We start from the raw sequence: 12,518 nt of genomic DNA, 5'->3' as shown, positions 1-12,518 counted from the left end.
ATCATTTGCGCGCCTTGATACCTACCCGCGACTTGATTAGCCCACCGTCTGCAACCATTCAATCAACGCCATTTCCACGCTGCCTTTCTCGGGCTCCGCCGGAGACAGTAGGCAATAGTTTGAGCCGTCTTCAACGAATCCCATGGGCGCAGCCAATACGCCGTTCTGGAGGTCGTCGCGCACTAGATGCCAGGGGCCGATGGCAACCCCGAGGCCTGCTACAGCTGCCTGGATGCTGAAGTAAAAGTGCTCAAATGCTTGCATCTCCATCACAGGGGGTGGCAGTTCTTTTGCCGTTGCCCATTCCTGCCACGCCGTCGGCCGGCTTTTCGTCTGAAGTCGTGGGGCCGATGAGCGCAAAATGTCCTTGCTTGTGTCGAACCATGTGTCGACCTTTTCCGGCCGACAGACAGGTCCAACTTTTTCCGGGAATAGCGCCACGGCGTGATAGTCGGGCGGACGGGGGAAGTCGTCACGTCGAATAGCGAGGTCTATGCCCTGGTCGAACGAAAATGGCCCACCACCCGCCACTAAGTGAATGTCCAACCCTGGGTAACGTGCCTGGAAGTCGCTCCAGCGCGGGATCAGCCAGCGCATCAACAGGGTGGGCTCGCAGGACAGAACAAGCTGTCGTGCGCGGCGGGATTCGGTGCGGATCTCGCGCACGGCGTGGCTCATCACCCCAAACCCTTCACTGACCGCCTTTGCGAGGCGTCTTCCGGTATCCGTTAGAAAAACCTTGCGATTACGTCGATCGAACAGGTCAACGCCCAAGTCCTCTTCAAGCAAGCGAACCGCGCGGCTGATGGCACCTGGCGTCAGGTGCAATTCCTCTGCTGCACGGGCAAAGCTTTCAAACCGCCCGGCGGATTCGAAGCAACGCAGTGCAAGTAAAGAGGGCATGCGCAGGTCAGAAATAGACGATTTAGAATCACCTTTTTCTTTAGAAAACATCGTTAGTGCCTGTCGTTAGAGTCTGAAAAAATAACGGCTGTGATCGATATTTCTCAAGGTACACCATGAACGAATGGATAGCAGTAATCACCATCACACTGTTGGCATGTATCAGTCCTGGGCCGGATTTCGCCATGGTTTCCCGCAACGGGTTGCTACTGTCCCGGCGGGCGGGTGTTTTCACGGCGCTGGGAATCGGAATGGGGGTGCTGGTACACGTGGGCTATACGCTGCTCGGTCTCGGGTGGGTACTTCAACAAAGCCTGTGGTTGTTCACCCTGTTGAAGCTGGCCGGAGCGGCGTACCTTGTCTACCTGGGTATCAACATGCTGCGTGCCAGGCCAGCGAGTGAGCATGCCGACACTCCGGCGCCGGCCCTGTCCGATCTGGCGGCGCTGCGCAGCGGGTTTCTGACCAATGCGTTGAATCCTAAAACCGCGATTTTCATTGTCAGTCTGTTCATGGGGGTGGTGCGACCGGAAACGGGCGTAGCCGTGCAGATGGCCTATGGCGTGTTTATCGCGGGGGCACACGTCGCGTGGTTCAGCCTGGTCGCGCTGTGCTTCTCCGCTGGGCGGGTGCGTGAGAAGTTGCTGGCCGCACGGCGTTGGATTGACCAAGTGTTTGGTGGCCTGCTTGTGGCCTTTGGTGCGTCATTGGCGATTGCTCAGCGTTCGAGCTAGGTCGTCACAGAAGATCATCGCCAGCCCGGCTGGCGATTAATTCCACCGCAACCTTTTCACCCGATACATCTCCCCGTCCGCATGACTCAATAGCGTATCCGCATCTTCCCCATCCGCCGGGTAAAACGCTACGCCGACGCTGCACGACGGCATCTTGACCCCGCCAAACTCAGTGCCCAGCGGCTCAGCCATGACCGCCAGTATCTGCGCCACCTTGCCGGCCATCGCATCCTGTGACTGAACATCCGTGATCAGCACGGTAAATTCATCTCCGCCCATCCGGGCTACCAGGTCGCTCTCGCGCACGCAGCGCTCCAGTCGTCGGGCAATCACACAGAGCACGCGGTCGCCCATGGCATGGCCATGCACATCGTTGATGCCCTTGAAGTCATTGATGTCCAGAAACAGCAAAGCGAGCGTTTGGTTGTGATGCCGTGCGGATTGCAGGGCTTGGTTCAGTCGCTCATTGAACAGCGAGCGGTTGGTGAGGGCCGTCAGCGGATCATGATGGGCGAGAAAGCGTAATTCTTCCTCGGCCTGGGTGAGCGCCGTCACGTTCCGCGCGACACCGATCCGCGCGCCGACTTCCTTGGACCAGAAGGCCGCCCACAGAATGTGCACGACGCTGCCATCCTTGCGCAGGTAACGATTGCGGAAGTCGACGTGGGGTTGGCCATTCATGACCCGCACAATGGAGGCGCGGGTGCGCGCCAGGTCTTCAGGGTGCATGTAGTCGGTGATCGGGGTGCCGGTCAACTCTTGGGCGCGGTAGCCGAGCAGTGCCTCGCAGGCATCGCTCACGAAGACAATCTGGTTATCGCTGTCGACGACGAAGACCGTATCCAGCATCAAGTGGATCAGTTTGGGATAAAGGGCTTGCAGGTCAACGGGCATGGGGCATAGGGCGTCCGGTTCAGATGGCCGATCATAGCCCGATCATCACGTAAGGCGCCTAGGGGGATTGCACATTTTTAATGCCGTTCATGCCAATTGTGCCCTGATTGTTAAAAACCGCTGGCCAAACGTATGATCGGAGCCGGCGCCTAATCTGGTCGCTGAGACTCACCCCTATAAAGGACATGAGCATGCAAAAGCACTTCGGCAATTCAGGCCTGTTCAAGGCTGCTTCGTATCGCTGCAACGAGACCCTCGGCAGCGGCATCGCCCGCTGGGAGTTGAAAAACAGTGCGTTGAATACGAAGGAGTTTTTGATATGTCCAAAGAATTACTCGGAGTTTCTGCTTTAGGATTGATGGTCGTCGGTGAGTTTTGTGCAATCTACAGTGAGGTAGTCACTGCCAGGCTGGCTCAAGCCAGTGACGGCTCGTGGCAGGCATTCATCATGCCGGTGGTGGTGATGTGCTTTGCGGGGCTGTGTCTGTTGGGGGCTTATTGGCTGGGGTATCGGGCGGTCGGTGATATCTGGGTGGTCACAGTGGTTTCCGTCACCTCGTTATTGCTGCTGGAACCGGTCGTGATCTGGGTGCTGTTCCAGGAGTTTCCCGGGCGAGGTGCGTTGATCGGGTTTTGCCTGGGGGCCTTGGGCATGCTGGCCACTGTCTTGCTGTAGCTGCACGTGCTGGCCCGGCATTCGGATGTCGGGCCAGATTGGAGTGGGTAGTTGGCAATACCTTCCACCGCCGCAACGGCGGCTGAGTGTGGAAACCCTGACCTGCAGCTCAGCAAAAAAGCTGTGCCACCGAAAGCAGGCAAATCATCTGAACAACCATTTGCGCACGAATTGGATGTTTCATCGCCATCACCCTTTGTACTGCTGTTTTAATGAGTATAGATCCTGAAAAGAATTATTCAGAATCAAGCCCATTCATCTGCCCAGCGGTCTTTAGTTACAACTATCTGCTCTCGACCGCTGCACTTTTCTGGATTTCTCCGCTCTATCCTTGTCCCAGTCCCGCCGATCCCCCGCGTGGGCGGATGAATCAGATCGGGTGCCGATGTATCGCACGTTTCCTTGTTTTAACAGTCGGCGGATGCGCCAGCCGTTGCTGCTGGCGGTCTTGTTAATGCTGTGTGCCAGCGGTTGCAGCCAGCAACAGGGTCGGGATATCGCCAAGCAGTTCAGCAATGGCAAGCCCGATGAGTTCTTCCAGACCAGTGTCGATCGCATGGCGACACTGGGTATGCGCGACAACCTGCAGAGCCTGTATTTGCTGATGAACAAGCTCTATCTGCGCAACCCCAGCCAGTGGCGGCAGTCGGGGTACCCAGACGCTGTGACGGCGGCGCGGGAGATTCGCCAGGCCATTGAGCAGCGTCGATCCCTGCCCGCGCTGGGCGATCGGCGTGATCTGGAGGCGCTGAGCTATTCCTTGGGGCCGGACTTCAAGGGCGATCGGGTCGGCGCTTTTATCTATGCCATCGGCAGCATGATCGTGACCGCCCACGGCGGACGTACCGAGTTCTACATCACCGACTCGATCGACCCGCAGTTCGTCAGCAATGCTGCGCGCAATATCGAGAAGGCCACCTGGCTGCTGAGCAAACGCCAGGATGCGAATGGCGTGCTGCTGCTGTTTTCCAACGAGATATCGGAGGAGGGCAGCAACCTCAGTTTCGCGGTGGAGTTCGGCAAGATCGTCGCGCGTCTCGACCTGCTGACCCAGATGCTCGACGAACGCTACCGGCGTATTGGCCTGAACTATGCGCAGAGTTTGTTGCTGATGAATTTTTTGCCGGTGCAATAAACGGGTCAGCCTCAGGATAAGTGTACGGTGTTTCCTTTTGACGTGTAGGACTTTGCCTATCTTGCCGCCCCATGCTTGAAACACTTCGCGCTCATCAATAGCCTCGGATTTTTCTGAAATCTGAGGCCTTTACCATGGGAAAGCGAAAAACGGTTTGGCCTACTGAAAGAGAAATACGCTTGCGTTTTATCCTGTTTGCAGTGATCGACGCGGCGAGCGTTCAAGGCGTTTCGTCCGATTTGCTCCTGCCCGCGCACAAGTTACTGCGTGATTCACCGACTGAGGCGCAATTGCTGGAGGTATTGGGCGAAATTCTCAGCACTGATGAGATGTATGGCTTCCGGTTTGTTCCTGGATCAGAAGCGGAAGAATTGATGCGGGTGCTGAAAGTCTTCGATAGCTGAGGGTTTTGTGTGTGGGGCGGCAGCGTCTACGAACCAGCTACAGGTGAACATACTGGGCTGCAGTTTGGCTTTCACAGTATTTCGAACTAAACGCTGGATTTAGATGACGTGGTCGGGAGGCTGGGGTTTTAGCTTCCCAAGTCATGAAGTGTCGAATGGTTGCGTCTCCCCATCCGTTAGAACGTTTATTTCCTTAAGATTGGTCTCTATTCCTCCATCGAATATCCATAGCGTCAAATGGCGAAATACAGCAGTTATTGACACTGCAAGAGTGCCGAAATCGTCGCTTTTACAACCATTACAGCTGTTCTATTCAACTAAGCTTCCCTCCGAACACCCATTCCTGCTGCTCTGCCGTCGTCTTGCGCCGCCGTTCTCCGGCTTTAGAATCGACGCCAGAACTTACTCATTTCTTGTCGATTACGGAGTTTCGAAGATGATGAATGCCATGCAGATGCCAATGAACACCGCCATGCCAATGATGCCGATGATGGGCATGCCGATGATGATGGCCACCATGAAATGCGAAATGGCCGCGGACGCCATGATATGCACCATGAAGCCGGCCGCGGGCATGGACATGGCTCAGTTCAAGACCAACGCCGAAATGATGGCGATGATGATGAACTGCGGCATGCCGATGATGATGCAGTGCGCCAATATGTCGATGATGTGCATGTCGGCCGATGCCATGGCCATGATGACGGGCATGAACATGATGCCGATGATGGGCATCCCAATGCCGATGATGAAGTGCGTGATGGAATGCACGCTGATGGGTGACAGCATGATGTGCAAAATGATGCCAATGCCGGGCATGAGCATGGACATGATGAAAAACTGCTGCATGCTGATGAACAAAATGATGAACGACTGCGCTATGCCGATGATGATGAGCTGCAACGGCATGCCGATGATGTGCTGCACCTGCTGATAGGTCCGGCGCAATAAAAAACGCCCCGATTATTCGGGGCGTTTTGCATTTCAATCCAGGTCAATCCAGGCGCTCGGGGTAAGTGATCACCAGGAAGGCCACTGCCTCGCTGTCTGCCGGGTTGCGGTAGCGGTGGGGCTGATCGGCGTAGAACAAGATCGAGTCGCCGGTTGAAAGGAGGTAGCGCTCATCGTTGACGCTGACTTCCAACACCCCTTGGGCCACCACCAGGTTTTCCTGGATACCGGGCCCGTGGCCTTTGGAAATCTCCTCGCCCAGCGCCCGCAGGCGGATCTCGTAAAACTCTGATTGGCGTGCCGTATCGTAGGGGAACAACGCTCGGCTGATAAACGCACCATCGGCACTGACCAGGCGCTTGCTCTGTTGCGCCGGCAGCACCTCCACCCCCTCAAACGCGCGGTCCTCCAGAAACGCTGCCACAGATACCTTCAGACCCTTGGCGATCTTGCACAGAACCTTGATCGACGGCACGCTGCGCCCGGATTCGATCTGCGCCAGCATCGCTCGGCTCACGCCACAGGCGCGCGCCAACCCGTCCAGAGACAAATGGCGCTTACTGCGCAGGCGTTGCAGGTTGTGGGCGACGCACTGGCTGATTACATCGTCGTCAGTGCCGGGCTTGGGCAGCGGTTCAGGTGGTTCTGGAATCACGTGCAGGAAATTCATCGGCCTTACGCCCGGCGGGTATCGCTGGACGTGGCGGCTTGAGCGGTAAATACCGCCAGCCCGGCACGCGCTGCGTACATCGCCCACATCAACTCGGCCGCTGCACGCGCTTGGCGGCGTTTACGGTGGAGTGTGAAGTCGATGACGGTGGCGGATACGTGCATGGGGGCGATCTCTGGGTACGTGGTTGACTCAGTGACTCCACAGTAATGCGTGGCGGTTATTTCTTTAAATACTGAGTTTGCATGTGGTAATTCGATTTCGGACTTAGCAAAGGATTCCGGTCCGGCGCTGTTGTAGGAAGGCTCTGGTCCGTTAATAAGGAGTGACCTGGCGAGCGTCCCAGCCTTCCCACCACGTGCCCCCCGAATTCCAAGGACCTGCCTGATGCTGTTGCGCCACTCTCCGTTGCTGTTTGCCGCCCTGACGTTAAGCTCGCTGGTGCACGCCGAAGACCTGCAATTGGCCCCGGTCGAAGTTACCGGCAGCGAAGCCAGTGCGGGTGAAGTGGCTGAGGCGCAGCTCAAGAGCGTGCCCGGCGGCACCAACTACATCGACATGAATAGTGTGCAGCAGGGGCGGGTGAGCACCAACGAAGACGTGTTCAAGTACCAGCCCGGGGTATACGCCAAGGCGGCGAACAACGAAGGGGTGAAACTCTCGATTCGCGGTTCGGGCCTGAACCGCAGCCCCGGTTCCCATGCCTCCGGTCTATACGAAATGTTCGATGGCCTGCCGCTGACCGGTCCCGGCGGCACACCTTATGAGCTGAAAGACCCGTTGTGGCAAAGCCGCGTCGAGGTGCTGCGGGGCGCCAACGGTTTTGACCAGGGTGCCTTGGCCCTCGGTGGCGCCGTCAACTACGTGACGCGCACCGGCTACGACGCACCCAAGCTGCAACTGCGCTACGAAGCGGGCAGCAAAGGCTACGCCCAGCGCGAGATCAGCTCGGGCCAGGTGTTGGGGGACGCTGACTACTACATCAGCCTCACCGACTCCGAGTCCGACGGCTACCAGCGCCAGAGCGCCGGCACCGGCAAGGGCGTGGCCGGCAACTTCGGCTACCGTTTCAACCCGGACCTGGAAACCCGCTTCTATTTCCGCTACCGCGAAACCACCAACGACACCCCCGGCAAACTCACGCGCAGCCAGATCAGCCATGACCCACGCGCGGCCAACAGCCTCAACGCCGCCCGCGATTCCAAGCGCCTGCAACCAGGGTCTACCTGGATCGCCAACAAAACCACCTTGCAGTTGGATGACAATGCCCGGGTCGAAGTCGGCCTGGCGTACCACGACTACCCGATGGACCTGCGCGAAGGCACCAACCGCCTGAAAGTCGCTTACACCGATATCAGCAGCACCCTCAATTACATCCGCCAGGACACGCTGTTCGGCCACGACAGCAAAACCACCGTTGGCCTGCGCACCACCCAGGCGATGCCCAATAACGGCGCTTCGGAATACGTGCGCACGCCGGCCGGCAATACTGCCGGCTACGCGCCCGGCACCAAGACCCGTGACTACAGCTACCTGGGTTCCGACACCGTGTTGCATGTCGGTAACGACCTCGAACTGGTCCCCGACCTGTGGCTGACCACCGGCCTGGCGGCAATCTACACGCGTCGCGAGACCCAAGTCACCTACCCAGAAGGACAGGCGCCGCTCAGCCAGCATGACTGGGACTACGCCCCGCGCATCGGCCTGCGGTATGACTTTACCCCGCAACTGCAGGTGTACGGCAACCTGAGCCGTTCGGTCGAGCCGCCGCATGCGTGGTCGATGATCTGGGGTTCCAGCAGATACTTTGCGAGTGGCCCGGCCAAAGGCTTGGCACGTGAAGGCGTGAGTCTGAAAAACCAGACCGCCACCACCCTGGAAATCGGCGGCCGTGGTGAAACGTGGCTCGGCCAGTGGGACCTGGCGCTGTACCGCTCCGAAGTACGCCATGAGTTGCTCACCGTGGAAACCCAGCCCCAGACGTCGACCAGCAACGCCATCGTCGCTGAAAACAATGCCAGCCCGACAATTCACCAGGGCGTGGAACTCAGCCTGCTCAGCCCGTTATGGGAAGGCGGCCGCGACGGCCAGCTCGCCCTGCGCCAGGCCTACACTTTCAGTGACTTCCACTACCGCGACGACGACCGTTTCGGCGACAACACCTTGCCGGGCATCCCTAAGCATTACTATCAGGCGCAAGTGCGCTACAGCCATCCGACCGGTTTCTACACCAGCCTCAACACCGAGCATTCATCAAGAGTGGCGGTGGACTACGCCAATTCCTACTACGCCGCGTCCTACACCATTCTCGGCGCTACCTTCGGCTACGACGCACCCAAGCAGGATTGGCAAGCTTGGGTCGACCTGCGCAACCTGACCAACCGGCGCTACGCCAATACCGTCACGCCGGGGTATGACGACAAGGGCGTAGACATGGCGCGCTCCACGCCAGCGGACGGCCGTGGCCTCTACACCGGTGTGTCCTGGAGCTGGCGCTAAAGGAACGTCATTTTTAAAACACCTCCGTTCCACTGTAGGAGCCCGGCTTGCCGGCGATAGCGATCTCAAGGGCGCCATCGCCGGCAAGCCGGGCTCCTACAGTGGGCAGCATCCGACATAGGAGCGGCACTTGCTCCTACACCGTTTTACTGGCATTGTTTGCGCAATTGGCAACTATTCCCATTTGAGATCTTTTTGCGCATGCATGACATTCCGGCCGCGCTGGGCGACTCCGTCCGGCAGCAGACCCTTACGGCGATGTACAGCGAGCACCACGGTTGGTTGCATGGCTGGCTGCGCAGGAAGCTCGGGTGTTCCCAACATGCTGCCGACCTTGCCCATGACGCCTTCATTCGCGTCTTGATGCTGGCCGAACCCCAACAGATCAAAGAGCCGCGTGCATTCCTCGCCACCACGGCAGGGCGGTTGCTGATCGATGGCGCCCGTCGTCGTCGCATCGAAAAAGCCTACATGGAAGCCCTGGTGATCCAGAGCGAAGACGCAGGCATGCCCGACCCGGCCGCTATTCATGTGGCGCTGCAAGCCCTGGAACGCATTGCTGAGATGCTTGCCGGATTGCCGGCCAAGGCCCGCGAAGCGTTCCTCTTGAGTCGTCTCGATGGGCTGACCTACAGCGAAATCGCCACACGTCTGGACGTGTCACCCAGCACGGTCAAAAACTACATCTCCAGTGCCCTGGTGCACTGCTACCACAGCCTGCACCCGGCAGACCCGCTGGCATGAGTTCCGAACAGATCATCCAGCAAGCGGCGCAGTGGCTTACCCGCCTGCACGACGAAGGCGTCACCGAAGCCGACCGCCAGGCGTTCAACACCTGGCGGTCGGCCGACCCGCGTCATGCCGTGGCCATCGAACGCATGGGCGCGTTATGGGGCAGCCTCGATACGCTGCCGGCCAAACCCGCACGCATTGCCCTGAACCGCGCATTCACTCCACGACGCCCGCGGGGTGCGCAGGTGGTGGGCTTGCTTGGCGTAGTCTTGTGCGGCTGGTTGGGCCTGCAACACCTGCCGGTCTGGATGGCCGACCAGCGCACCGGCGTTGGCGAGCGCCGGCAGATCGCCCTTGAAGACGGCAGCCAGTTGCAGCTCAACAGCAATTCCGCGGTGGACGTGAAGTTCGACGGCCATCAACGGGTCATCGAACTGCTGCAGGGCGAGCTCTGGGTGGAGGTGGCCAAGGATGCGCAAAGGCCGTTCGTGGTGCGTACCGACCAAGGGACGGCCACGGCATTGGGCACGCGTTATCTGGTCAAGCGTGCGGCGGATGGCGCCACGGTGGTCACGGTGATCGAGTCCACCGTCGCGGTCAAAGGCGACACCCGCGACGGGGTCAAGGTCACGGCCGGCCAGCGTACGGTCCTCGACCATGGCCGTGCCCAACCGCCGCAAGCCATCGGCAACAGCGACCCGGACGCCTGGACCCGTGGCCTGCTCAAGGTCAATGACCAACCCTTGAGCGAGGTGCTGCAAACCCTCGCCAGCTACCGCCACGGCATGCTGCGCTTCGATCCCCAGGCCTTGCAGAACCTGCGGGTGTCCGGCGTGTTCAAGCTGGACGACACGGCGGCGGCGCTCTCGTCACTGGCTGACAACTTGCCGATCCAGGTGGAGTACTTCACCGACCTGCTGGTGGTGGTCAAGCCGCGCTAGCGTTCGTGCTGGCGCAGACGTTTGTACAGGGTATTGCGGCTCACCCCCAGCTCCCGCGCCAGGTGGGAGATGTTGCCGCCGGCCGCCTTCAAGCGCTGGTTCAGGTCAATGCTGTCATCCAGGTATTCACTGGCGGGCAGCGGCGGCTCCACCTTCAAGTCGACAAAGAAATCATCCGGCAGATGCTCTGCGCGGATCGGTTGTTCTTCGGCCATGGCCAGCGCCACCTGCAACACGCTGCTCACCTGACGCAGATTCCCCGGCCACGGATGCTGCTCGAATAGCGCCAGCACTTCGGCGCTGAGGCCCGCCCATTGAGTCGGCTCGCGGTGCTGCTGCCACAGTTGCTGGAACAGCGCCTGCTTGTCGGTCCGTTCGCGCAACGGCGGCAGTTCCAGGGTCAGGCCGCCGATGCGGTAGTACAAGTCTTCACGGAAACGTCCGGCCTGTACCAGCTCACGCAACGCGCGGTTAGTGGCCGAGATGATGCGCAAGTCCACCGGGAACAATTCGCTGCTGCCCACCGGCTGCACACAGCGTTCCTGCAACACCCGCAGCAAACGGGCCTGGGTCGGCAGGGGCATATCACCGATCTCATCGAGAAACAGCGTGCCTTTGTCGGCCTTGCGGATCAGGCCGATGCTGCCTTTCTGATTGGCGCCGGTAAAGGCGCCTTTTTCGTAGCCGAACAGTTCCGATTCCACCAGTTCGGCGGGAATCGCCGCACAGTTCACCGCGATAAACGCCTTCTGGCTGCGCGAACTGGCCTGGTGCAGAGCTTTGACGAACACTTCCTTGCCCACGCCGGTCTCGCCGTGGATCAGCAGCGGAATGTCCTTCTCCAGTAAGCGTTCGGCCTGACGCACGGCTTTTTCCACGCGCACATCGCCAAAGTGCAGGGTCTTGAGACCGATCGACGCAGGCTTCGGCGGCGTTGGCTCGGTGAACACGCGTGCCTGCACGGGTACCTGCTTGGGGCGTCTCAACAAACATTGGAAACGGTTGCGTCCCGCGGCTTGCAGGGAGAAGGGCAGCCCTTCCGGCTGGTTCAACAACTCCAGCAATGACACCTTGAACAAACTGTCGATCATCACCCGCGACAAGCTGATACCCAGCAGGTTGTCGGCACGCCGGTTGGCCGACAACACCTGGCCGCTCTCATCAAAAATCAACAAGCCCGCCCATTGACTGTCGAGGTTGCTCAGGCCGGTGTTGAAGGTCAGTTGGAAGTGCTCGCCGCGAAACAGATTGAGGATCAGCCGGTTTTCCACGGTCTGGCTCATCATCTTGACCATGCCCAGGGTGTGGGAGGGCGGCAGGTAGCTGTCGCTGGACACATCCAGCACTGCGATGATTTCGCGCTGGGCATCGAAGATCGGCGCCGCCGAGCCGGTCATGAAGCGGTTAGCCTTGAGGAAGTGTTCATCGTGTTCGATATGCACCGCCTGGGCACACGCCAGCGCGGTGCCGATGGCATTGGTGCCGCTGGAGCGCTCCATCCAACTGGCGCCAGGGTTGAAGCCACGCGCCAGCTTGGGCTCGATAAAACGCTGGGTGCCCCAACTGGTCAGCACCTGGCCCTGGTTGTCGGCCAACATGATCAGGCAATTGGAATTGCTGAGGATGTTTTCGTAGTAGGGCAGCACTTCCTGATGGGTGGTCTGCACCAGCGAATGCTGGCTTTCCAGCAATTGACTGATGCCCTCGGCGGGGAGTTGGTCGAAGCTGGGCGTGCTCTGGTGATCCAGGCCGAAGGCGCGGCAACGGCGCCAGGATTCCTGGATAAGGGTGTCGTGAGCCAGTGGTTCGGCCATGGGCGACCTTCTGCTTTTTATTGTTTTTATGGGGGCCCGCAGGCGCGGGGGCCTAACTAGTGTTGTTCAGTGCTGTTCATTGTCAACCCCCTGAGTGTTCAGTTGTTCAGCCAGGGTTGTTCATTTCTGTTCACTCCTGAGCATCGCTCTCTCGTCATTTCCTTG

At 59.3% G+C, this 12,518-nt stretch carries 14 protein-coding genes; 9 read left to right on the top strand and 5 right to left on the bottom strand.

The features are described from left to right. Positions 1-36: 36 nt before the first annotated feature. Positions 37-954, bottom strand: a complete 918-nt coding sequence (locus RB216_RS16800; RefSeq protein ID WP_028616692.1) for a LysR family transcriptional regulator — start codon at positions 952-954, stop codon at positions 37-39. Between the two features lie 65 nt (positions 955-1,019). On the opposite strand from RB216_RS16800, the gene RB216_RS16795 reads away from it, so the two are divergent. Continuing rightward, on the top strand, positions 1,020-1,637 hold the full coding sequence (locus tag RB216_RS16795) for a LysE family translocator (RefSeq protein ID WP_028616691.1): 618 nt from the start codon (positions 1,020-1,022) through the stop codon (positions 1,635-1,637). A gap of 36 nt (positions 1,638-1,673) precedes the next feature. On the opposite strand, the gene RB216_RS16790 is transcribed toward RB216_RS16795, so the two are convergent. Beyond that, positions 1,674-2,531, bottom strand: a complete 858-nt coding sequence (locus tag RB216_RS16790) for a diguanylate cyclase domain-containing protein (protein ID WP_308907580.1) — start codon at positions 2,529-2,531, stop codon at positions 1,674-1,676. A 191-nt stretch (positions 2,532-2,722) separates the two neighbouring features. On the opposite strand from RB216_RS16790, the gene RB216_RS16785 reads away from it, so the two are divergent. From RB216_RS16785 to RB216_RS16765, 5 genes are all read left to right on the top strand, one after another. After that, positions 2,723-2,884 carry a hypothetical protein gene (locus RB216_RS16785; protein ID WP_305381461.1) on the top strand — a complete coding sequence of 54 codons (162 nt, stop codon included), beginning with the start codon at positions 2,723-2,725 and terminating at the stop codon, positions 2,882-2,884. 5 nt (positions 2,885-2,889) lie between these two features. Continuing rightward, on the top strand, positions 2,890-3,207 hold the full coding sequence (locus RB216_RS16780) for a hypothetical protein (RefSeq protein WP_028616689.1): 318 nt from the start codon (positions 2,890-2,892) through the stop codon (positions 3,205-3,207). 421 nt (positions 3,208-3,628) lie between these two features. After that, entirely contained in the window at positions 3,629-4,342 is a 714-nt protein-coding gene (locus RB216_RS16775) for a hypothetical protein (RefSeq protein WP_236318972.1), read from the top strand. Positions 4,343-4,476: 134 nt separating this feature from the next. Next, positions 4,477-4,746, top strand: coding sequence for a hypothetical protein (locus tag RB216_RS16770; RefSeq protein ID WP_028616687.1), 270 nt, complete (start codon positions 4,477-4,479; stop codon positions 4,744-4,746). A gap of 436 nt (positions 4,747-5,182) precedes the next feature. Then, positions 5,183-5,680 carry a hypothetical protein gene (locus RB216_RS16765; RefSeq protein WP_308907579.1) on the top strand — a complete coding sequence of 166 codons (498 nt, stop codon included), beginning with the start codon at positions 5,183-5,185 and terminating at the stop codon, positions 5,678-5,680. A 60-nt stretch (positions 5,681-5,740) separates the two neighbouring features. On the opposite strand, the gene RB216_RS16760 is transcribed toward RB216_RS16765, so the two are convergent. After that, positions 5,741-6,367, bottom strand: a complete 627-nt coding sequence (locus tag RB216_RS16760; RefSeq protein ID WP_068936667.1) for a helix-turn-helix domain-containing protein — start codon at positions 6,365-6,367, stop codon at positions 5,741-5,743. Between the two features lie 5 nt (positions 6,368-6,372). Beyond that, a complete protein-coding gene (locus RB216_RS16755) occupies positions 6,373-6,531 on the bottom strand; it encodes a hypothetical protein (RefSeq protein WP_162834924.1) in 159 nt (52 codons plus the stop codon). 223 nt (positions 6,532-6,754) lie between these two features. Between RB216_RS16755 and RB216_RS16750 the strand changes: the two genes are divergently transcribed. The 3 genes from RB216_RS16750 (at position 6,755) to RB216_RS16740 (ending at position 10,539) form a co-directional block, all read left to right on the top strand. Further along, complete coding sequence (locus RB216_RS16750; RefSeq protein WP_308907578.1) at positions 6,755-8,866, top strand: TonB-dependent receptor family protein; 2,112 nt, start codon at positions 6,755-6,757, stop codon at positions 8,864-8,866. A 201-nt stretch (positions 8,867-9,067) separates the two neighbouring features. Then, a complete protein-coding gene (locus tag RB216_RS16745; protein ID WP_068936663.1) occupies positions 9,068-9,610 on the top strand; it encodes a sigma-70 family RNA polymerase sigma factor in 543 nt (180 codons plus the stop codon). Further along, positions 9,607-10,539 carry a FecR family protein gene (locus tag RB216_RS16740; RefSeq protein WP_028616683.1) on the top strand — a complete coding sequence of 311 codons (933 nt, stop codon included), beginning with the start codon at positions 9,607-9,609 and terminating at the stop codon, positions 10,537-10,539. The genes RB216_RS16745 and RB216_RS16740 overlap by 4 nt, the downstream gene beginning before the upstream one ends. Here RB216_RS16740 and RB216_RS16735 read toward each other — a convergent pair. Then, positions 10,536-12,353 carry a sigma-54-dependent Fis family transcriptional regulator gene (locus RB216_RS16735; protein ID WP_028616682.1) on the bottom strand — a complete coding sequence of 606 codons (1,818 nt, stop codon included), beginning with the start codon at positions 12,351-12,353 and terminating at the stop codon, positions 10,536-10,538. The two genes, RB216_RS16740 and RB216_RS16735, sit on opposite strands and share 4 nt — an antisense overlap. Positions 12,354-12,518 lie beyond the last annotated feature (165 nt).

This window comes from Pseudomonas canadensis, assembly GCF_030980095.1.
Taxonomy (GTDB): Bacteria; Pseudomonadota; Gammaproteobacteria; order Pseudomonadales; family Pseudomonadaceae; genus Aquipseudomonas; species Aquipseudomonas canadensis.
Note: the sequence above shows the minus strand (reverse complement) of the source record. Positions and strands in the feature narration are given on the sequence as shown.